Below are 20,447 nucleotides of genomic sequence, written 5' to 3'. Positions count from 1 at the left end.
GATATCCCTTGCATTGGTTCATGGCCCGTCTCGTGACCAGTTCCAGCGACGCCCCTTCGAACGCCGCCCTTGCGCCCGGCCTGTATATCGTGGCGACGCCGATTGGCAATCTGAACGACATTACCTTGCGGGCAGTCGACGTGCTTTCGCGGTGTGACGGTGTCGCCTGCGAGGACACGCGGGTGACCGGCAAGCTGATGAAGCACCTGGGGCTGAGCAAACCCCTGTGGCGCTACAACGACCATGCGGACGAGCGTGACCGCGCGCGGTTGGTGGACAGCATGGCCACACGTGCAGTCGCTCTGGTGAGCGATGCGGGCACGCCGCTGATCTCCGATCCCGGGTACCGCCTGGTCAACGCTGCGCGCGATGCAGGGGTGGAGGTGCAGACCATTCCCGGGCCCTGCGCCGCCATCGCCGCGATCACGCTGGCCGGCCTGCCGAGCGACCGGTTCCTGTTCGCAGGTTTCCTGCCGGTGAAGGAGAAGGCGCGGGCCGACATGCTGGCCGAGTTCGCAATGGTGGATGCAACGCTGGTCTTCTACGAAAGCGGGCCCCGGCTGACCAAGACGCTGGGCGCGATAGAGGATAGATTGCTTGGGCGCCGGGTCGCGGTGGCGCGGGAGATTACCAAGCTGCACGAGGAATGCCGGCTTGGCAGCGCGGTGGAGCTGATCGCCCATTACGAGGCGAAACCGCCCAAGGGCGAGATCGTGCTGCTGGTCGAACCGCCGCAGGAGACCGATGCCAGTGCCGAGGATGTCGATGCGCTTTTGCGCGATGCCCTGAAGACCGAAAAGCCGTCACAGGCAGCGGCGAAGGTCGCCAGGGCGACCGGCGCGGATCGCAAGGCACTCTATGCGCGCGCACTGGAGCTGCGTGAGTGAGCAGCCAGAAACGCGAACGGGCAGAGAAGGCGGGTAGAGGCGGTGAGGAAGAAGCCGCCCGCTGGCTCGAGAGCGCGGGGTGGGAGATAGTCGACCGGCGCCGCAAGACGAAGCTGGGCGAAATCGACCTTGTTGCGCGAAAGGACGGTCTGATCGCTTTCGTCGAGGTCAAATGGCGACGCAGCGTACCCGACCTCGATCTGGCTATAGACGAGAAAAGGCTCTCGCGGGTTGCAGCGGCAGTCGGCGCGGTCGCGCATGAATATGCCACCGGTGGAGAGGATATCCGGATCGACGTGATCCTGCTTGCGCCCGGCGCACAGCCTCGCCACATCGCCAATGCCTGGATGCCGTAACCGGCCTGTCACCCCTGCGGAGGCAGGAGCCCAGCCGACCTTGCCGGATGCGCAACCGGGCAGCTTGTCTGGACCCCTGCCTTCGCGGGGGTGACGAATGGAGCAATTATGACCCTACGCACCGCCTTCCAGATGGACCCCATCGAAAGCGTCAAGATCGCGGGCGATAGCAGCTTCGCGCTGATGCTCTCGGCGCAGGAGCGTGGCCATGAAGTCTGGCACTATGATGTGAAGAGCCTCGCCTGGGAAAGCGATGGCACCCCGGCGGGGAAAATCACCGCCCATGCGCGGCCGGTCAGGGTCCGCCGCAAGGAAGGCGACCATTTCGAATGGACGGGCGAGCGCCGCGTGATCGACCTGGCACAGGATATCGACGTCGTGTGGCTGCGGCAGGATCCGCCCTTCGACCTGGGCTATATCACCGCCGCGTTCCTGCTCGACCGATTGAAGGGCACCACGCTGGTGGTCAACGACCCGCGCGAAGTGGTGAACGCGCCCGAAAAGATGTTCGTGCTCGATTTCGCGCGCTTCATGCCGCCCACGCTGATCGCGCGGCGGCTGGAGGACATTCAGGCCTTCCAGAAAAAGCACGGCGCGGTGGTGGTGAAGCCGCTGCATGGAAATGGCGGCAAGGCGATCTTCAAGATCGATCGTGACGGTACGAACCTCTCTGCGTTGTCCGAAGTCTTTGACAGGCAATGGCCCGAGGCGCACATGGTGCAGGCCTTCCTGCCCACGGTGAGCGAGGGAGACAAACGCATCGTGCTGGTCGATGGCGAGGTTGCGGGCGCGATCAACCGCAAGCCGGGCGAGGGCGAGTTCCGCAGCAATCTGGCGCAGGGCGGATCTGCCGAAGCCGCGCAGCTGACCGACCGCGAGGCGGAAATCTGCGCTGCCATGGGCCCCGAGCTGAAGCGGCGCGGCCTCGTGTTCGTGGGGATCGACGTGATCGGCGGCGAGTGGCTGACCGAGATCAACGTGACCTCGCCCACCGGCATCGTCGCGATCGACCGCTTCAATGGCACCGATACGGCCGGCGCGCTGTGGGACGCGACCGAGCGCCGGCATAGGGAGATGGAAGCCGCCGGCTGACGCGCTGGCGTGCGAAGGCGGTCTGATCCCCTGCGGCTTCGGTTCACCCCTTCTCCGATCTTGGTTCTCGCCACGTTTTTCGGCCCCGATCAGCTGTCCTGCGCATTGGTGCGCCATGGACGAAATGATTGTCAGCATTATCGGGCGGCTCGGCTATCTCGGTATCGCGCTGCTCATGGCGCTGGAGAACATCTTCCCCCCGCTACCCTCGGAGGCGATTATGGGGGCGGGCGCGCTCGCCGTGACGCAAGACCGGATGAGCTTCTGGCCCCTGCTGATCTTCGGAACGATCGGCACGGTCGCAGGCAATTACGCCTGGTACTGGTTCGGCGACCGGGTGGGATACGAAAAGCTCGGTCCGTTCATTGACAGGTGGGGCCGATGGCTCACCCTCGAATGGGAAGATATCGAGCGGGCGTCCGAATTCTTCAAGAAACACGGGGGCTGGGCGGTCTTCTTTCTCCGGTTCTTCCCCGTGATGCGGACCATGATCTCGCTACCGGCGGGCCTCGCGCACATGAATCTGTGGCGGTTCCTGATCTTCACCACGGCGGGCGCGGCGATCTGGAACGTGATCCTGATTCTGGGCGCCCAATGGCTGGTCGGGACCTTCTCCGATGTTCAGGATCTGGTCGGGTGGATCGTCATCGCATCGCTGGTGCTGGCGGTCGCGGGGTACTGCTGGCGTCTTTACAGCTGGAAGCCGCGCGCAGAGCGCTAGTCGTTCCTCTCGCGAGGATGCGCGCTGCGATAGGTTTCGAGCAGGCGTGCTGCATCGACCTCCGTGTAGATCTGGGTCGAGCCAAGGCTCGCATGGCCCAGCAGTTCCTGCAGGCTGCGCAGGTCCGCGCCCGCGCCAAGCAGGTGCGAAGCGAAGGAGTGGCGCAGCGCATGAGGCGTAGCATTGGCGGGCAGGCCGATCTCGGCCCGCGCCTCCGCCACCGCGCGCTGGACGAGGCCTGCAGAGAGCGGTCCGCCGCGCGATCCCCGAAACAGCGGCTGCTCCGGCGTGAGATCGTGCGGGCAGGCGGAGACATATTCCCGGACGGCCGTGCGGATTGCGGGGAGGATCGGCACCACGCGCGTCTTGCCGCCCTTGCCGGTGACGCGGAGCGTTTCGCCCATCTCCGCATCCGCCCCGGTCAGCGAAAGCGCCTCTCCCAGCCGCATTCCGGCGCCGTAGAGCAGCAGCAGCACGGCGCGGTCGCGCAGACCCGTCCATTCTTCGCGCCGTCTCTCGCCGATGGTCTGCGCCATGTGAACCGCCTCGTCGGGCGTGACCGGGCGGGGCAGGGTGCGCTTTATCCGCGGTCCGCGCAGGCGCGGAGCCTGGGCATCCGAGGCCCCGGTCTCGGCCCGCGCGAAAGCGAGGAAGGCGCGCAGCGAAGAAAGCTCGCGCGCAGCCGAACGGTTGCTCAGCCCATCGGCGCGGCGGCGGGCAAGCTGGGCGCGCAGGGCAGGCGCATCGAGCGCGGCTATCGCCGTCCAGTCCTGAAGTCCGGTCGCCTCAAGCAAGCGTTCCGCCGCGCGGACATAGGCGCGCACGGTGTGCGGCGAGAGGCGACGCTCCGTCGCAAGGTGGCTCTCCCACCGCGACAGCACGCTGCCGCTCATGCTGTGCACAAATCGGCGGCAACCAGCTCTGCCAGCAAGGCGTCGAGCAGCGGCATGCCCTGCGGCGTGATCGTGAGATGATCGCCCGCGCGCGTGACGAAGCCGAGATCGGCATAGAAATCCGAGCGTCCTGCATCGATCAGCGCATCGGGCATGGTGCCGAACCGCTGCGCCAGCGCCGCAAGATCGACACCTTCGGCGAGCCGCAGGCCCATCAGCAGCGCCTCGCCCAAAGCTTCCTCGCGTCCCAGCGCGCGTTCCTCCGCAATGCCGTGCCCGTTCTCTGCGACGCGGCGCAGGAATGCCTCTGGCTTCTTGTGCCGGACCGTCGCCGTGCCGCAGCGCCGACCGTGCGCTCCCGGGCCGATCCCCGCGTAATCGCGATAGCGCCAGTAGGTCAGGTTGTGATGGCTCTGCGCGCCGGGCTTTGCGTGGTTGCTGATCTCGTAGGCGGGCAGGCCTGCCGCCGCTGTCTGATCCTGCGTCTGTACGAACAGGTCGCCGGCTTCATCCGCATCCATCGGGGTCAGCCGACCGCGCGCCACGGCCCCGGCAAACCCGGTGCCCGGTTCGATGGTCAGCTGGTAGAGCGAGAGATGCTCGGTCCCGAAGGCGAGAGCGCGCCCCAGTTCCGCCTCCCACTCCTTCGCCGTCTGGCGGGGCCGGGCATAGATCAGGTCGAAAGTGACACGGCGGAAGAGGCCTTGCGCATTCTCGAGCGCTTGCACGGCTTCCGCGGCGCTATGCTCGCGCCCCAGGAAGGCCAGCGCATCGTCATGCAGCGATTGCACGCCCAGAGAGACGCGGTTGACCCCGGCGGCGCGGAAGTCTGCAAACTTGCGCGCTTCGTAGGAGGTCGGGTTGGCCTCCAGCGTAATCTCGCAATCGGGGGCAAGCCCCCACAACCGGGTCGCCTCGTCAATCAGCGCACCGGCGAGGGCAGGGGGCATCAGCGAAGGCGTGCCGCCGCCGAAGAAGATCGAGCCGACGCGGCGGCCCTGCGTCAGGGCGTGCTCATGCGCCAGATCCGCCAGAAGCCCGGACTGCCAGGCTGCGGCATCGACAGAATCGCGCACATGGCTGTTGAAGTCGCAATAGGGGCACTTCTTCAGGCAGAAGGGCCAGTGGATATAAAGCGCAAGATCGTCCGCTGCGGGCATGGGCGGAATCTAGGGGGCGCAGGCCGCAAAGGCCAGCGCGCGCCTATCCCTGTTGACCGAACTGCTTTGCGACCAGCTTGGCGAAGGCATCCGCGCGATGGCTGATCTTGTGCTTTTCCGCAGGGTCGATCTCGGCAAAGGTCTGCTCGCGGCCTTCGGGCACGAACACCGGATCGTAGCCGAAGCCCAGTTGTCCACGCGGCGGCCAGGTGAGCGATCCGGGCGCAATACCTTCGTAGACCGCATATTCGCCATCGGGCCATGCCAGCGCCAGCGTGCAGTGGAACGCTGCGCTGCGATCCACGTCCGCGCCCTGCTGCGCGAGCAGGCCTTCGACCTTGCCCATCGCCATGTACCAGTCGCGGCCCGGTTCGCCCTCGAACCACTGCCGCTCGGCCCAGTCGGCGGTGTAGACGCCGGGGCGACCATTCAGTGCAGCGACCGAAAGCCCGCTGTCGTCGGCAAGGCTGACGATGCCCGACCCCTCCGCCGCCGCGCGCGCCTTGAGCAGCGCATTGTCGACGAAGGTGGTGCCGGTTTCCTCCGGCTCGGGCAGGCCGAGCGATCCTGCGGACAGGCACTCGACCCCATAGGGGGCGAGCAGGGCCGAAATCTCTTTCAGCTTGCCCGCATTGTGCGTCGCAATGACGAGCTTGCCCGAGCCGATACGGCGGGTCATTTCACCGCCGCGTCCTGAGCCTTGAAGATCTCGCCGCAGCCCATCTGCGCGAGGCGCAGCAGGCGCAGCAGCGCTTCTTCGTCGTAGGCTGCGCCTTCGGCGGTGGCCTGAACCTCGGCGATCTTGCCGCCTTCGATCAGCACGAAGTTGGCGTCGGCATCCGCGCTCGAATCCTCGTCGTAATCGAGGTCCAGCACCGGTGTGCCCTTGTAGACGCCGCAGGAAATCGCCGCGATCTTGCCCGTGATCGGGTCTTCCACGATCGCTCCAGACTTCTTGAGCCCGTCGATCGCCAGCTTGAGCGCGACCCACGCGCCCGAAATCGCTGCGGTGCGCGTGCCGCCATCGGCCTGGATCACGTCGCAATCGAGCGTGATCTGGCGTTCGCCGAGCTTCTTCATGTCTACGACCGCGCGCAAGCTGCGCCCGATAAGCCGCTGAATTTCCTGCGTCCTGCCCGACTGCTTGCCGCGCGCCGCCTCACGGCTGCCGCGGGTGTGGGTGGCACGGGGCAGCATCGAATATTCGCCGGTGACCCACCCGGCACCCTTGCCGCGCATCCACGGCGGGACGGAGTTTTCCACGCTGGCGGTGCACAGCACGCGCGTATCGCCGAAACTGATCAGACAGCTGCCCTCGGCATGCTTGGTGAAACCGGTTTCGATGGAAATGGCGCGCATCTGGTCGGGCGCGCGGCCTGAAGGTCGCATGGGGGAAATCCTTTGGTCTGACTGGTCGCACGCGCCCTAGCCGCCTATTCATCACGTGGCCAGTGGACATGCTCCATCACGAACGCCCCCCGTTACGAAAGGCCTCGGTCATGATCCGAATTCTCACGATTTGCGCACTGCCTTTTGCCGTTGCAGGCTGCGTCACACCCGGCCAGGCGCCGGACAGCGCGGCGTCTGCCGAGGCGATCGAGTACAGCTTGACACCGTGCTTCGGATTCTGCCCGTCCTTCAGGCTCTCCGTGGCCCGGAATGGGGCCGGGACATACCACGGCGAGCGTTTCGTGCAGCAAAAGGGAACCGCCGCATTCACCGCAAGCCAGAGAGAATTCGAGGCCTTTGCCGAACGGCTCGCGCCCTTCCGTCCGGAAAGCTCGGTCGCATACGGGTATGAGAATTGCGACGGGCCCGTGGCGACAGATTCCCCCTCGGTAAAGATCACCTGGCACGAAGCTGGCCGGGAGCCGGTCACACTCGACTGGTATCTCGGCTGCCGCCAGCCCGGTCTCGTCGAAAACCGCGATGCGCTCTACCAGGCGTGGCAGGAACTGCCGGTGGACGATCTTGTCGGCACGGCCGAGAACCGCCAGATTTACGACCGGCTCAAGTGAGCCGAGCAATCATGGATCACCAAGGATGAGCACCCCGCCGCTGACCGAACTGACCGCCCGCACGCGCGACATCTTCCGCGTGGTGGTGGAACAGTATCTGGCGACGGGGCAGCCGGTCGGCTCTAAGACACTGGCCGAGGGCGGGGCGGTGGACCTCTCGCCCGCCTCGATCCGCAGCGTGCTGGCGGACCTCGAAAAGCTGGGCCTGCTGGCCGCGCCGCATGTGTCCGCCGGGCGCAAGCCCACAGAGAGCGGCCTGCGCCTGTTCGTCGACGGGATGATGCAGATTACCCAGCCCAGCGAGCAGGAGCGCCACGCGATCGAGGCGAAGCTGGGCGATCCCGGTCCGCTGGAAGCCCGGCTCGAGGCGGCGAGCGCCATGCTGTCCGACCTGTCCGGTGCGGCGGGCATGGTCTTCGTCCCGACGTCCGAACGACGGCTGGCGCAGATGAATTTCCTGCCGCTCGACGCGAACCGCGCGCTGGCTGTGCTGGTCGACCAGAACGGCCAGATCGAAAATCGCCTGATCGAGATGGAGGGCATGGATGCGAGCGCACTCTCGCAGGCCTCCAACTATCTTTCCGCCCGCATGGCCAATCGCAGCCTCGGCGAGGCGCTGAAGGATATCGAGGCGGAGATCGCCGGTGGGCGCAGCGAGCTGGACGAAGCGAGCAAGGATCTGGTCCGCCGCGGCATCGCGATGTGGAGCGAGACGCCCGATCGCAGTTCCGTGCTGATCGTGCGAGGCCAGGCCAAGCTGCTCGACGACGAAGCCGTCGGCGATGTGGAACGCGTGCGGCAATTGCTGGACGAACTGGAGAACAAGCGGGCGGTCGCCGATGTGCTGGAACGGGCGCGCAAGGCGCGGGCTACGCGGATATACATAGGCAGCGAAAATCGCCTCTTCGCGCTCAGCGGTTCCTCTGTTATCGCCTCGCCCTTCCACGACCGCGACGGGAACATAGTGGGCGTTCTAGGGGTTATCGGCCCCACGCGCTTGAACTACGCACGCATCGTTCCCATGGTCGATTTCACCGCGCAATCCCTGGGGAGATTGACCGGCTAACAGGGCAGTTTTCACGAGACCTATGCAAGACGAGAAGAACCCGAAAGAAGAGCCCGCAGAGGGCCGCGAAATGCTGGACGAGGAAGCCGAAAAGCAATTGGCCGGGGTCCCCGAGCATCTGCGCGACCAGAGCGACGACGACGCCGAGGACGAGGCTGGCTCGGACGATACGGCGAAGCTGGCCGAGACGATCGGCAAGCTGAAGGGCGATCTGGATACCGCGCGGCAGGAAGTCCTGTACGCGCGCGCCGAGACGCAGAACGTGCGGCGGCGCATGGAAAAGGACATCGCCGATACGCGCTCCTACGCCGCGACCGGCTTTGCCCGCGATATCCTGTCGGTGTCGGACAATCTGGTCCGGGCGATCGAATCCATCCCGCAGGAGCTGCGCGAGGACGACAAATTCAAGAGCCTGGTGGCCGGGATCGAGGCGACCCAGCGCGAACTGGAGCGTGTCTTCAGCCAGCACGGGGTCACGCGTGTGGCGGCCATGGGCCTGCCGCTGGATCCCAATGTGCATCAGGCGATGATGGAGATTCCCAGCGAGGATGCGGACCCGGGCACCGTGATTCAGGAGATGCAGGCAGGCTATCTCATCAAGGATCGCCTTCTGCGCCCTGCGCTGGTCGGTGTGGCAAAAAAGCCGGACTGACTCACAAATCAGGAACCGGGCAGCCGCTTATCCTTTGAGACTTCATCAGGTTCAAAGGAGTACCACCGATGAAGAATCGTCTCGCCCTAATCCCCGTCGCCATGATTTCCGCGCTTGCGCTTGGTGCCTGTGCCGAGAATTATTCGGCCGAGGGCGGCCTTGGCGGTGCGGCTCTTGGCGCCGGTGTGGCGGCCGTCACCGGTGGTGATATCACGCGCTACGCACTCGCGGGTGCGGCAGCGGGCGCGCTGGCCGGCTATTTCGTCGACAAGAACGATGGCTGCGATGGCTATGACCGCGACGGTTATCTGGACGAGGATTGCTTCGGTACGCGCGGCTATCCCGCCGACCCGCGCTAACCACGCGGTTCAGCAATTCGAGAAAAGGGCCGTCCCAAGTGTGGGGCGGCCCTTTTTCGTGCGGGCAGCGGGTTTCGTCCAAGCTGCCGATCTGGCGTTCTATTGCAGGTACACCACCACGTAGCGCACGCAGAGCGCGACCAGCACGATGGCATGAACGCGCTGGTTCCTCACGACCATCAGGATTCCCATCAGGCCCAGCAGCACCAACGTCAGGACGATCGATGTGGCCGTCATGATCTGATCGCGGACCTGCTCGATGCTGAGCAGGTAGGCCCATTGCACGAACACGAGCGCGATGAGCATCCCCAGAACCGTGCGGCACACGCGGAAGTAGTGCGTGTCCAGATTGCGGAATCGCTCCGGATCGGTCGGGAAGACGAGCCGCGCCGCAAGATAATAGGCGCTTGCGAAACACACCACGCCAAGAAGCGTCCGGGCATCGACCTTCACCAGAGGCTGTACGCTCCAGGAGAACATCCAGAACGACAGCAGGTCGAGGATGACGAACACGGCGAGCAGCGGAGTAAGCCAGCCGATCGAGAAACTCTCTCCGCCGGTATCGCCCGCATCCCTGGCGAAGCGCAGTTCCAGCGTGCGGCCCAGCCCGGACAGAACCTCGACCAGCGAAAGGCCCAGAAGCAGCGCATAGAGCGCGAAGATGAATTCGAACTCGGTCACGGGTTGGCACCCGGAAACCGCACCAGCAGATCATATGCCTCGCGGTTGGCGATGCCCGCAACGCGCACGCCGTTGCGCAGCCAGAAGGCGTGTTTCACGATTTCGGCCTGCTGTTCGATGCCATATTTTTCGAGGCTCCAGCCCGGCTTCAGGCTGTAATCGTAGCGGCACCATGGGTGGCGATGCAGTGGCAGATACCATTCGCCCCTGGTCTGCGTCTGCCACACATGCGTCATCTCGTGAATGAAGTGCCCCTGCCGCTGGTGGTTGCCCTTCGCAAAATCGTCGCAATAGCCTGCCGCGTCCGGGTGAAAATGCAGGTGGCCGCGCGGAGCCATGGTGGTGTTCCTGGGCTGAAAGAACGCCCATTTGCGCCGCCGGATCGTGACCTTGCGATAATCGATGGCGTTGCCGAACACGCTCTGCGCCAGAGCGACCTCGCCTTCGGTCAGCGGACGCTCCCCGCCAGCGGGGCAGGGAGCGACCGGCTTTTGCTGCGTATCGGCGTCGATCGGGTGCTTCATGTCGCTCGTCGAATCGCCGTGCTTTCGATCGGACCGCTCAGCGTTCCGCGTCGGCGGGCATGATCTCCGCGTCGAAGTCCATCGTCGATCCGCCCGCCATGGTCAGCGTGACCTTGGTGGTGTTGCCCGCCTCCAGCGAGGGATCGAGCTCGAACGCCATCACGTGCAGATCGCCCGGCGTGAAGCTGGTGGTTTCGCCCGGCTGTACGGTCACGATGCCGATCGATCCCATCTCGGAATCGTCGTATTCCATGTAATCGTGCAATTCGGCGCTGGCCGCGCCTTCCACGTCCGCGCGGCGGACCGAGATGGCCCGGTCGCTGGTGTTCTCAAGCTCGAAATAGACCACGCCCGGATTGCCCTCGACCGCGGGCAGGAACAGGCGGCCCTCGGTCGCGACGAGCGGCGCGGCCGCTTCCTCGGTTTCGGCGGGCTCTTCGGAGCATGCGGCCAGTGCGATGGTGGCCATGCCCAGTGCGGCTGCTGCGATAACGGATTTCATTTCACGCTCTCCCTGTCGTGTCGTCCCGCTTCACGACTAGGCGCAACGCTCTCTTGTGCCAAGAACAAGCGCACCTATATCCGCGACCTGAACTGAGCTGCCGAGCACCGCGCCCTTGGACGGGGCGGTGCGAGGGGCAGTGTCCAACGAAGCCAATAGGATGCGGGGTATCATGGCAAAAGTAATCGGTATCGACCTCGGTACGACCAATTCGTGTGTCGCGGTCATGGATGGCGGCAAGCCCAAGGTCATCGAGAATGCGGAAGGTGCGCGCACCACGCCGTCGATCGTGGCCTTCACCAAGGATAACGAGCGGCTGATCGGTCAGCCTGCCAAGCGCCAGGCCGTCACCAACCCGGACAACACCGTCTTCGCCGTCAAGCGCCTGATCGGGCGCCGGTTCGAAGATCCCATGACCAAGAAGGACATGGAGCTCGTCCCCTACGACATCGTCAAGGGCAACAACGGCGATGCATGGGTCGAAGCGGGCGGCAACGAATATTCGCCGAGCCAGATTTCCGCCTTCATCCTGCAGAAGATGAAGGAAACCGCCGAGAGCTATCTTGGCGAAGACGTGAAGCAGGCCGTCATCACCGTGCCTGCGTACTTCAACGACGCGCAGCGTCAGGCGACCAAGGACGCCGGCCAGATCGCGGGGCTGGAAGTCCTGCGCATCATCAACGAGCCGACTGCGGCCGCGCTCGCCTACGGGCTCGACAAGGATGAGAACAAGACCATCGCGGTCTACGACCTTGGCGGCGGTACGTTCGATATTTCGATCCTCGAAGTCGGCGACGGCGTGTTCGAAGTGAAGTCGACCAACGGCGACACCTTCCTGGGCGGTGAAGACTTCGACTCCGCGATCGTCGAATATCTGGCCGACCAGTTCCAGCAGAAGGAAAACATGGACCTTCGGCAGGACAAGCTGGCCCTGCAGCGTCTCAAGGAATCCGCCGAAAAGGCGAAGATCGAGCTTTCGAGCGCGCAGCAGACCGAAGTGAACCTGCCCTTCATCACCGCGCGCATGGAAGGCGGCAGTTCCACCCCGCTGCATCTCGTCGAAACGCTGACCCGCTCCAAGCTGGAGCAGCTGGTGGGCGATCTGGTGAAGCGCACGCTGGAGCCGTGCAAGAAGGCGCTCGAAGATGCCGGGCTCAAGGCCGATGGCATCGACGAGGTGATCCTGGTCGGCGGGATGACCCGCATGCCCAAGGTCCGCGAGACGGTTGAGCAGTTCTTCGGCAAGAAGCCGCATACCGGCGTGAACCCGGACGAAGTCGTGGCGATGGGTGCCGCCATTCAGGCGGGCGTCCTGCAGGGCGACGTCAAGGACGTGCTGCTGCTCGACGTCACCCCGCTTTCGCTGGGTATCGAAACGCTGGGCGGGATCATGACCAAGATGATCGACCGCAACACCACGATCCCGACCAAGAAGACGCAGACCTACTCGACCGCCGAGGACAACCAGCAGGCGGTTACGATCCGCGTGTTCCAGGGCGAACGCGAGATGGCGGCCGACAACAAGCTGCTCGGCCAGTTCGACCTCGTCGGCATTCCGCCCGCTCCGCGCGGCGTGCCGCAGGTGGAAGTCACGTTCGACATCGATGCGAACGGCATCGTGAACGTGTCCGCAAAGGACAAGGGCACGGGCAAGGAACAGCAGATCCGCATCCAGGCCTCTGGCGGCCTTTCGGACAATGACATCGAATCGATGGTCAAGGATGCCGAAAAGTTCGCCGAAGAGGACAAGAAGCGGCGCGAAGCTGCCGAAGCGCGCAACCAGGCGGACAACCTCGTCCACGCGACGCAGAAGCAGCTGGAAGAGAACGGCGACAAGATCGACGCCGGCCTCAAGTCCGATGTCGAAGCGGCTATCGCCGAGACGAAGACCGCGCTGGAAAGCGACGATGTCGACGCCATCAACGCGAAGGCTCAGGCGCTCACCGAAGTCGCCATGAAGATGGGCCAGCAGATCTACGAGAAGGAACAGGCGACCGGCGCGGGCGATGCAGCCAGCGGCGAGGGCGCAGCAGCCGCCTCGCAGGATGACGACGTGGTCGACGCCGAATTCTCCGAAGTCGACGACAGCGCGGGTAGCGAAGGCGACAGCGGCGACGCTGGCCGGGCCTGATCGGGCGTGTTGAATAATGGTGCCGCGCAGACTTTCAGGGTTTGCGCGGCACCTCCTTTATGGGTTGCGGCGATTTTCTAGGTAATGGCTTCCGAAACCGATCTTTACGAATTGCTCGGCGTGTCCCGCGGTGCGGACGCGGCCGAAATCAAATCCGCCTATCGCAAGATGGCGATGCAGTATCACCCTGATCGCAATCCCGGCGATGCCGAGGCGGAAGCCCGCTTCAAGGCGGTGGGCGCGGCCTACGAGGTGCTGAAGGACCCGCAGAAGCGCGCGGCTTACGATCAGTACGGCCATGCCGCCTTTCAGCAGGGCGGTGGAGGTGGCAGCGGCCATCATGCCGATTTCGGCGATATCGGCGATATCTTCGAAACCATCTTCGGCAGCGCCTTCGGCGGCATGCGCCAGAATGCGCGGCGCGGGGCGGATCTGCGCTACGATCTGGAAATCACGCTGGAAGAAGCGTTTCACGGCAAGTCCACCACGATCGAGATCGAGGTTTCGCAGCAGTGCGAAGTGTGCACCGGCACCGGCGCAGAGCCTGGCACGGGCACGCGCGCCTGCAATGTCTGCGCGGGTTACGGCAAGGTGCGCGCGCAGCAGGGCCTGTTCGTGGTCGAGCGGCCATGCCCCAACTGCCACGGACGCGGCGAGGTGATCGAGACGCCGTGCCACAATTGCCGCGGCGACGGGCGGGTCGATGCGCCGCAATCGCTTTCGGTCGATATTCCGCCCGGCGTCGATACGGGCACGCGCATCCGCCTGTCCGGCAAGGGCGAGGCGGGCCCGCGCGGCGCGCCTTCGGGCGACCTCTACATTTTCATCCACGTTCGCCAGCACGCCGTCTTCGCGCGGGAGGGATCGAACCTGATCGCGCGGGTGCCGATCAGCTTCACCACCGCCGCGCTTGGCGGCAGGATCGAGATTCCCGATCTCGACGGGTCGAGCAACACGGTGGACATTCCTGCGGGCATCCAGTCGGGCAAGCAGCTGCGCCGCCGCGGTGCGGGCATGCCCGTGCTGCAAGGGCGCGGGCGGGGCGACCTGGTGGCGGAGATCACCGTGGAAACGCCGACCAAGCTTTCCAAGAAGCAGCGCGAGATCCTCGAGGAATTCCGCGAAACCGAAACGGGCGAGGAGTGCCCGGAGAGTCGCGGTTTCTTCGACCGGATCAAGGATGCTTTCGGCGGCTAGGTCGGGGTCTGCGTTAGGACCCGCTGTTCGTGATCTGCTTCATCAGCTCCATCGTCTCCGCACCGCGCGCTTCGTTGGCCTTCAGCTCGTCCGCTTTCTTCTGCCATACGCTGGCTCTCAGGGGATTGATCGTCCCCCCCATTCCCTCGCGCCAGTAATCGGCGAGGAACTGGGCCGCTTTTGCAGAACCGCGATTGGCCGCCTCTTCGAACAGGGCCAGGCTCGTCGTCATGTTCTGGGGCACGCCGCGCCCTTCGGAAAACATGAAGGCCAGATCCAGCGTCGCATCGGCGCGCCCGGCCTGATGCGCCATGTACAGATACTTGGCGCCAACATCGAAATCGGTCCCGAAAGGCTGCCCGGCGACCATCGTATGCCCAAGCTTGTAAGCGAATGCCATGTCGCCCCCGTCGGCGGCCTGGCTGGCGTATTTGATGAACCGGGCACGGTCCTGCGGAAATCCGTCATAGCTTCCGACGAGGTACAGGTCGGCTAGCAGCTGAAGCGCGGGTCGGTCGTTCTTCGCCGCCATTCGCTCCAGTATCGGCTTCGCCTTGGCCGGTTCCGGACGGAGGATGTAGTATTCCCGATCCCCGCTCTCGTACGAAGCATAGCGGGTCAGCGCCGGGCGCTTGATCCCGTTGAGGTAGATGCGCGCCAGCCGGTCCTGAGCGGCGGATTCGTCAGCGGCGGCATCGGAGGAAAGCAGCGCGATTGCCGTGTTCGCGAACTCGAAACGCTCCCTTTCGTAGGCCCTTGCCGCTGCTTCGCGCTTGTCCCTCGAAGCGGCGGCGAGTTCCATCAGGGTCCGCTTCTCGCCATCGGCCTGGTCGTCGTAGGCGAGCAGCAATTCGCCCTCGTCGTCCTTGCTGCAGATCGAGCAGATGGACGCGTCCTGCGCCATCCTGGCGTAACCGATGATGCTGTCGACATCGCCAAGCTCCGCACCCTGGCGGTAGAAATCCAGCGCATCCATCTTGGTGCCTTCCGGCAGGTGCCCTTCCAGCACCATCTTCGCCATGCGATCATAGGCCGGAGCATACCCCGCTTGGATTGCGCCCATGTACATCTTCACCCGGAAGGGCACGATTTCCTTTGCCGTGATCCAGTCACCGCCCGTCTGCTTCTGGATCTCGTCGGCCAGCCAGACCATCGAGTAGGGATCGCCGTTCTCGGCACTCACCTGCTTTCGCTTCACATCGCGCTGGGCGAAGAAATCCGCGATCGCCTGTTCGGTCAGGTTGAGCGGTTCCTGCGCAAAGACCGCGTCCGGGGCGGAAAGGGCCAGACACGCGGCGGCGGCAAACAGGAATTTTCGCACAGCAGGAAACCCTCTGGTTAGTGCGCAATGCGCATGGATTTCCCGCAAATATAGCGCCGTCATCGCGCGCAGGGATGACAATTGCCGTTAGCCGAGCCGTTCGGCTATCTCGCCCCTGATCCGTTTCAGCAGCCCCTTGTCAGCGGTGAGCCGATCCTCCTCCTCGTCCAGAATGGCGAGGAACGCCTGACGCTTGAACTGCTTCGAAAGGCCGCCATCGGTCGGCGCATCGACGGTGGACCAGATCAGGTCGATCATCCGTTCGGCCCCATGGAGCCGACCCCACAGATAGTCGTTCTCGCGGTAGGCGCGGCTGAAGAATGCGCCGAAATCGTAGAACTCGATACCGCGCAAGGTTGCGCTCGCTCCGCCTTCGCGGATCGCCTGCGCATCCTCGGGGCTGATCCGGTCGACCTTGACAGGTTCGAACTCGTTCATCCCCTGCGTGCCCAAAATCGGCAGCGTGGCGACGTCGTAGAACGGGAAGCCGAGATAGGCATACATCATGCGGCGGCGCAGGTTGCGCGGCATGTCGCTCAGCGCATTCGAAAGGGCGGCCTCTGCCTTGAGATCCAGCTCCTGCAGGTTACGGACCTGGGCCACGTGATCGAGGACGGCGCCGGGGTTTTCCATCGCATCGCGCGAGAGGCGGACGAATTCTGCGCCCAGCGGTTCGATCCCATCGCGCTCGAAATAGTCGGCGAGAACCGCGTAGATGCCCTCGCGCGCCAGATCGAGCGCGTCGTTGGGAATTTCGGGGTCGGCTTCCCAGTCGCGCGCGGTACGCCGGGCGAGCAGGCGCAGGCGCCGGATGCGGAACGCTAGGTCGAAGCTGCGGAAGAAGCTTATGGCTTCCTCGCTGGCGCCACCACTAGGCCCGACCAGGCTTTCGAGCCCGCGTTCGCGCAGGGCATCGCGCAGGCGCGAGGCTATCACCTGCGTATCGGCCTCGGCATCCTTCGGCGCAGCCTTGCGCACCAGCTCCGCGAGCCGTTCCAGAATACCCACGAACTTCAGTTCGGCATAGCCCGCGAAGGTGTAGCCCGCCTGCTCGGCCGCCGCCTGCTGCGCTTTCTGGCGCCAGTTGGCGAGGCGTTTGGGCGTGGGCCGGTCGAAGAACACCGTGCGGTCGAACAGCTTCTCGACCGCCGCTTCCACTTGCGGACGCAGCTCGACGATCATCGACTGGAGGCGCGCCGCATGGCGGGACTGTTCGGCAATCAGTTCCAGGTTATCGCGGATCGGCTGTTCACGCGGGAGCGTGGAGAGCGAGCCGAAGATGTTCTCGAAAAAGCCGACGGCGGCGTGCTTGCGATCCTCGTCGCGCTGATACCTGTCTGGCCGGGGATCGATGTAGACGAAGCGGCGCTCCACCTCGCGTACGGCGGGGCGACCGCGCAATGCCTCGATCGCGCCTTCGAAGGGGCGGTTGACCAGCACCGACCCGTCGATCAGCGACACGCCGTTGACCGAGTCATCTTCGAAATGGGCCGGCATGATCCGCCGCAGGAAGGCGTCGCGGTTGGACCACGAGCGGTCGAAATCCTCGGCCAGCGTGTCGATCTCGCTCACCTGCAAGGGCGGGAAGGCCCCCGGGAAGCTCGCGGTGGCGCGCGCGGCGAACACGAGTTCCAGCGGGTCGGCAAGCCACGCGCCTGCAACATTCGGCGTCCTCGCGGTGAAGGAAATCGGCATGCGATGCTCGCTTTCCTGCACCACCGGCGGGCTGTTCAGGCGCAGTCGCGCGAGATAGCCGTGGAAATCCGTGGTCGGCACGTAGAGGTCGATAGGGTGATCGGGCGGCAGCAGCGGCCCGTCGGCCAGAGCGCCATCCATCGCTTCCAATGCCTCGATCAGCATGCCGGACATGCTCTCACCCGAAAAGGGCGGGGCGAACCAGCGCCCGCGAACCAGCTTCGACACCTTTTCGCGCACCTCGGCCCGCGTTTCGGGCGCCACGCTTTCGGACACCAGATTGCCCGGCCGCTTGAGCACGAAATTGGCGATCGGCTGCGCCCAGACCTTGGCGAAGCGCCAGCCCATTCGCGCGTCTTCGGCCGTCAGCCGGTCGATATCCGCATTGTCGAGCCACAGATCGGTCAGCGGTTCGAGCGAGCGGCCCGAGTGAATCGCCTGCGCCAGGAACACCGCGTTTATGCCGCCTGCGCTCGCCCCGCTCAGGATGTCGGGCAGAACCCGCAGCCGCAACTCGTGCTTGTCGACCAGCGTTTCCAGCAACTCGCGATAGATCGCGGCCACGCCGCTGCCTGTGGGCGCGCCGGAATGAAAGCTGCGACTGGCGCGGGCGAGGTTCCAGACCTCCTTGGTGACGCCGTGCATGTACACCGCAAGGCTCACGCCGCCGTAGCAGACGAGTCCGATCCTCAGTTCCTTCTGGCGCATGCTTGTATTCTAGCGGGGCAGGAGGCTCGAAGGCAACTTGCGTTCCGTAAATGTTCTGCTTAGGTCCACGCTTATGGCCAAACCGAAGAAACGCTATGTCTGCCAGGCTTGCGGCGCGGTCTCCCCGCGCTGGCAGGGGCAGTGCGCCGACTGCGCGGAATGGAACACTCTGGTCGAGGATGCGCCCGCGACTGTCTTCAGCCAGAAGCACGATCTTTCGGGCGGCGGGCGACGGCTCGAATTCGTCTCGCTGAGCGATCCGGTGGAGCCGCCCAAGCGCGCCACCACCGGCCTCAAGGAATTCGATCGCGCGCTGGGCGGCGGGCTGGTGCCGGGCGCCGCGATCCTGATCGGCGGCGATCCGGGCATCGGCAAGTCCACGCTGCTGTTGCAGACGGCCGGATCGATCGCGCGCAAGGGCGGCGATGTGGTCTATGTCAGCGGGGAAGAGGCTTCGGCTCAGGTCCGGCTGCGCGCGGAACGGCTCGGCCTGGCGAACGAGCCGGTACGCCTCGCTTCCAGCACCAATGTCCGCGATATCCTGACCACTCTGGGCGCGGGTGAGCCACCGGACCTGCTGGTCGTCGATTCGATCCAGACGATGTATTCCGACACGATCGAGGGTGCGCCGGGCACGGTAAGCCAGGTGCGCGGCTGCGCGTTCGAGCTGATCAGATATGCCAAGGAGCGGGGCACCGCGCTGGTGCTGGTCGGCCACGTCACCAAGGACGGCAATATCGCCGGGCCGCGCGTCCTGGAACACATGGTCGACGTGGTGATGAGCTTCGAGGGGGAGCGCAGCCACCAGTACCGCATCCTGCGCGCTCTCAAGAACCGGTTCGGCGCCGTGGACGAGATCGGCGTCTTCGCCATGGCGACCGAGGGGCTGGAGGAGGTGGAGAACCCGTCGATGCTGTTCCTGTCCGGACGCGACGCGCCGCTGGCGGGCAGCGCGGTGTTCCCGGCGATGGAGGGCACGCGGCCCGTGCTGGTCGAGATTCAGGCCCTGATCGTGAAGCTGCAATCGGGCGCCACCCCGCGCCGTGCGGTGGTGGGGTGGGACAATGGCCGCCTGGCCATGCTGCTCGCGGTGCTCGAGTCGCGCTGCGGGCTGAATTTCAGCTCGGCGGAGGTCTATCTCAACGTGGCCGGCGGCTATCGACTGGCAGACCCTGCGGCAGACCTTGCGGTGGCCGCAGCGCTGGTTTCCGCGCTGGCGGACAGGCCGCTGCCCGACCGGTCGGTATGGTTCGGCGAGGTGTCCCTGGCGGGAGAGATCCGTCCCGTCGCCCACTCAGGCCTGCGGTTGCGCGAGGCCGCCAAGCTGGGGTTCGAAAGCGCGTACGGGCCCTTGCGCGAAGAAAAGGCTTCACTGGACATTCAATTCGGTGGATTTAGGCAGCTCGGCCAACTTGTCGATCGCGTGATGCGATAACAAAAGCGTGGTAAACGGAAGGCAATGACCGGGTTCGACATCATCGTGTTGCTGATCGTGGCAATCGCCGCCGTCGGCGGCTTCATGCGTGGCTTCGTGCAGGAAATCCTCTCGCTTGCGGCATGGGTGCTGGCGATCCTTGCCATCCAGCAGCTGCATACGCCGCTGCAGCAATTCATCGAGCCGCGCTTCGGCACGCCCACCACATCGGCCATCCTCGCCTTCGCGCTGCTGCTGCTGATCCCGTACGGTGCAATGCGGCTGATCGCATCGCTGATCGGAACCAAGGCACGCGATTCGCTGCTCGGCCCGCTCGACCGGGTGCTGGGCTTCGGCTTCGGCGCGATCAAGGGCGCGATCATCGTGGTGATCGGCTTCTCCCTGCTGGTACTCGGCTACGATACGGTGTGGGGGTACGAAGGCCGGCCAAGCTGGATTCAGAACGCGCGCACCTACCCGTCCATCAATGCCGGAAGCGAACAACTGGTCGGCTATATCCGCGACAGCCGGAGAGCGCTGAGAGCCGGGGATGATGCCGGGGTTGAAGACGGGGCCGAGGACGGGGCCGTCACCGGCGAATCGGCATCCGAGTAAGCGCCCGCGTGAGCAAGCTCTATACCCCTGAAATTCTCGCGCTTGCGGTCGAGCTGGCAGATTACCCGCGCCTGCCGTCGCCGCAGATCAGCGCAGAGGCGCGCTCGGCCACCTGTGGCAGCACGCTCACGCTCGACCTGTCGCTGGATCCGGCGGACAGGGTGGACGCGCTGGGTCTTGCGCTGTCCGCCTGTGCCATCGGCCAGGCATCCGCAGCGGTGTTCGCGCGCGAGGCGCGGGGACGCGGCGCGGAAGAAATGCTCGCCGCTCTCGGAGAAATAGAGACCTGGCTGGGTGAGGAAGGCGAGGGCGCGCAGCCACGCTGGCCGGGTATCGCGGTGCTGGCGCCCGCACGGGCCTATCCCGCGCGCCACGGCGCGATCCTCATGCCCTGGAAGGCGGCGGTGGACGCGCTTTGCAAGGCGCCGCACGCGCGCTAAAACCCTCCGCAAAAA

Annotated in this window: 22 protein-coding genes; 13 read left to right on the top strand and 9 right to left on the bottom strand. The window is 65.1% G+C overall.

All coding sequences use genetic code 11. The features are described from left to right. The first annotated feature begins 20 nt into the window (after positions 1-20). From rsmI to ADAD_RS0110610, 4 genes are all read left to right on the top strand, one after another. The gene (gene rsmI, locus ADAD_RS0110625; protein ID WP_010413546.1) at positions 21-887 is read left to right on the top strand and encodes a 16S rRNA (cytidine(1402)-2'-O)-methyltransferase; all 867 of its coding nucleotides are present in this window, start codon (positions 21-23) and stop codon (positions 885-887) included. Continuing rightward, entirely contained in the window at positions 884-1,243 is a 360-nt protein-coding gene (locus ADAD_RS0110620; RefSeq protein ID WP_010413544.1) for a YraN family protein, read from the top strand. Before rsmI ends, ADAD_RS0110620 begins: the two co-directional genes overlap by 4 nt. Positions 1,244-1,351: 108 nt before the next feature. Continuing rightward, entirely contained in the window at positions 1,352-2,335 is a 984-nt protein-coding gene (gene gshB, locus ADAD_RS0110615) for a glutathione synthase (RefSeq protein ID WP_010413542.1), read from the top strand. Between the two features lie 115 nt (positions 2,336-2,450). Beyond that, positions 2,451-3,056 (top strand): DedA family protein, encoded by a 606-nt coding sequence (locus ADAD_RS0110610; RefSeq protein ID WP_010413540.1) that lies wholly within the window; start codon positions 2,451-2,453, stop codon positions 3,054-3,056. Here ADAD_RS0110610 and ADAD_RS0110605 read toward each other — a convergent pair. The 4 genes from ADAD_RS0110605 to rph are packed head-to-tail and all read right to left on the bottom strand — an operon-like array spanning position 3,053 to position 6,498. After that, positions 3,053-3,949 carry a tyrosine recombinase XerC gene (locus ADAD_RS0110605; RefSeq protein ID WP_010413538.1) on the bottom strand — a complete coding sequence of 299 codons (897 nt, stop codon included), beginning with the start codon at positions 3,947-3,949 and terminating at the stop codon, positions 3,053-3,055. The two genes, ADAD_RS0110610 and ADAD_RS0110605, sit on opposite strands and share 4 nt — an antisense overlap. After that, positions 3,946-5,109, bottom strand: a complete 1,164-nt coding sequence (gene hemW / locus ADAD_RS0110600) for a radical SAM family heme chaperone HemW (protein WP_010413536.1) — start codon at positions 5,107-5,109, stop codon at positions 3,946-3,948. Before hemW ends, ADAD_RS0110605 begins: the two co-directional genes overlap by 4 nt. A 43-nt stretch (positions 5,110-5,152) precedes the next feature. Then, entirely contained in the window at positions 5,153-5,788 is a 636-nt protein-coding gene (rdgB, locus tag ADAD_RS0110595; RefSeq protein WP_010413531.1) for an RdgB/HAM1 family non-canonical purine NTP pyrophosphatase, read from the bottom strand. Continuing rightward, positions 5,785-6,498 carry a ribonuclease PH gene (gene rph / locus ADAD_RS0110590; protein WP_010413529.1) on the bottom strand — a complete coding sequence of 238 codons (714 nt, stop codon included), beginning with the start codon at positions 6,496-6,498 and terminating at the stop codon, positions 5,785-5,787. Before rph ends, rdgB begins: the two co-directional genes overlap by 4 nt. A gap of 110 nt (positions 6,499-6,608) precedes the next feature. Between rph and ADAD_RS15855 the strand changes: the two genes are divergently transcribed. The 4 genes from ADAD_RS15855 to ADAD_RS0110570 all read left to right on the top strand — a co-directional run bounded on the left by ADAD_RS15855 (position 6,609) and on the right by ADAD_RS0110570 (position 9,204). Next, a complete protein-coding gene (locus ADAD_RS15855) occupies positions 6,609-7,127 on the top strand; it encodes a DUF6438 domain-containing protein (protein ID WP_139020416.1) in 519 nt (172 codons plus the stop codon). Between the two features lie 25 nt (positions 7,128-7,152). Continuing rightward, a complete protein-coding gene (gene hrcA / locus ADAD_RS0110580) occupies positions 7,153-8,193 on the top strand; it encodes a heat-inducible transcriptional repressor HrcA (RefSeq protein ID WP_010413525.1) in 1,041 nt (346 codons plus the stop codon). A 22-nt stretch (positions 8,194-8,215) separates the two neighbouring features. Beyond that, positions 8,216-8,845, top strand: a complete 630-nt coding sequence (grpE, locus tag ADAD_RS0110575) for a nucleotide exchange factor GrpE (RefSeq protein ID WP_010413523.1) — start codon at positions 8,216-8,218, stop codon at positions 8,843-8,845. Between the two features lie 68 nt (positions 8,846-8,913). Further along, on the top strand, positions 8,914-9,204 hold the full coding sequence (locus ADAD_RS0110570) for a glycine zipper domain-containing protein (RefSeq protein WP_029140074.1): 291 nt from the start codon (positions 8,914-8,916) through the stop codon (positions 9,202-9,204). 99 nt (positions 9,205-9,303) lie between these two features. Here the strand turns inward: ADAD_RS0110570 and ADAD_RS0110565 are convergent, their stop codons facing one another. The 3 genes from ADAD_RS0110565 to ADAD_RS0110555 are packed head-to-tail and all read right to left on the bottom strand — an operon-like array spanning position 9,304 to position 10,911. Further along, complete coding sequence (locus tag ADAD_RS0110565) at positions 9,304-9,885, bottom strand: hypothetical protein (protein ID WP_010413521.1); 582 nt, start codon at positions 9,883-9,885, stop codon at positions 9,304-9,306. Next, positions 9,882-10,409: a hypothetical protein gene (locus ADAD_RS0110560; RefSeq protein ID WP_010413520.1), complete on the bottom strand. Its 528-nt coding sequence runs from the start codon at positions 10,407-10,409 to the stop codon at positions 9,882-9,884. Before ADAD_RS0110560 ends, ADAD_RS0110565 begins: the two co-directional genes overlap by 4 nt. 37 nt (positions 10,410-10,446) lie before the next feature. Next, positions 10,447-10,911 carry a copper chaperone PCu(A)C gene (locus tag ADAD_RS0110555; protein ID WP_029140073.1) on the bottom strand — a complete coding sequence of 155 codons (465 nt, stop codon included), beginning with the start codon at positions 10,909-10,911 and terminating at the stop codon, positions 10,447-10,449. Between the two features lie 172 nt (positions 10,912-11,083). On the opposite strand from ADAD_RS0110555, the gene dnaK reads away from it, so the two are divergent. Further along, on the top strand, positions 11,084-13,042 hold the full coding sequence (gene dnaK, locus ADAD_RS15850; RefSeq protein ID WP_033193317.1) for a molecular chaperone DnaK: 1,959 nt from the start codon (positions 11,084-11,086) through the stop codon (positions 13,040-13,042). 84 nt (positions 13,043-13,126) lie between these two features. Next, the gene (gene dnaJ / locus ADAD_RS0110545; RefSeq protein ID WP_010413517.1) at positions 13,127-14,239 is read left to right on the top strand and encodes a molecular chaperone DnaJ; all 1,113 of its coding nucleotides are present in this window, start codon (positions 13,127-13,129) and stop codon (positions 14,237-14,239) included. A 13-nt stretch (positions 14,240-14,252) separates the two neighbouring features. Here the strand turns inward: dnaJ and ADAD_RS0110540 are convergent, their stop codons facing one another. Together ADAD_RS0110540 and ADAD_RS0110535 are read right to left on the bottom strand one after the other, a co-directional pair. Next, a complete protein-coding gene (locus ADAD_RS0110540) occupies positions 14,253-15,560 on the bottom strand; it encodes a tetratricopeptide repeat protein (protein WP_010413516.1) in 1,308 nt (435 codons plus the stop codon). A gap of 87 nt (positions 15,561-15,647) precedes the next feature. Further along, positions 15,648-17,963 carry a patatin-like protein gene (locus tag ADAD_RS0110535; protein ID WP_010413515.1) on the bottom strand — a complete coding sequence of 772 codons (2,316 nt, stop codon included), beginning with the start codon at positions 17,961-17,963 and terminating at the stop codon, positions 15,648-15,650. A gap of 73 nt (positions 17,964-18,036) precedes the next feature. Between ADAD_RS0110535 and radA the strand changes: the two genes are divergently transcribed. Genes radA through ADAD_RS0110520 form a run of 3 tightly spaced genes read left to right on the top strand, consistent with a single transcriptional unit; the run spans position 18,037 to position 20,432 of the window. Beyond that, positions 18,037-19,398: a DNA repair protein RadA gene (gene radA, locus ADAD_RS0110530; RefSeq protein WP_010413514.1), complete on the top strand. Its 1,362-nt coding sequence runs from the start codon at positions 18,037-18,039 to the stop codon at positions 19,396-19,398. Positions 19,399-19,422: 24 nt separating this feature from the next. Continuing rightward, on the top strand, positions 19,423-19,992 hold the full coding sequence (locus ADAD_RS0110525; protein ID WP_010413513.1) for a CvpA family protein: 570 nt from the start codon (positions 19,423-19,425) through the stop codon (positions 19,990-19,992). An 8-nt stretch (positions 19,993-20,000) separates the two neighbouring features. Further along, complete coding sequence (locus ADAD_RS0110520; protein WP_010413512.1) at positions 20,001-20,432, top strand: iron-sulfur cluster assembly scaffold protein; 432 nt, start codon at positions 20,001-20,003, stop codon at positions 20,430-20,432. Positions 20,433-20,447: the final 15 nt, after the last annotated feature.

Source organism: Citromicrobium sp. JLT1363 (assembly GCF_000186705.1).
GTDB lineage: Bacteria > Pseudomonadota > Alphaproteobacteria > Sphingomonadales > Sphingomonadaceae > Alteriqipengyuania.
This window is presented reverse-complemented; position numbering and strand designations above follow the sequence as displayed.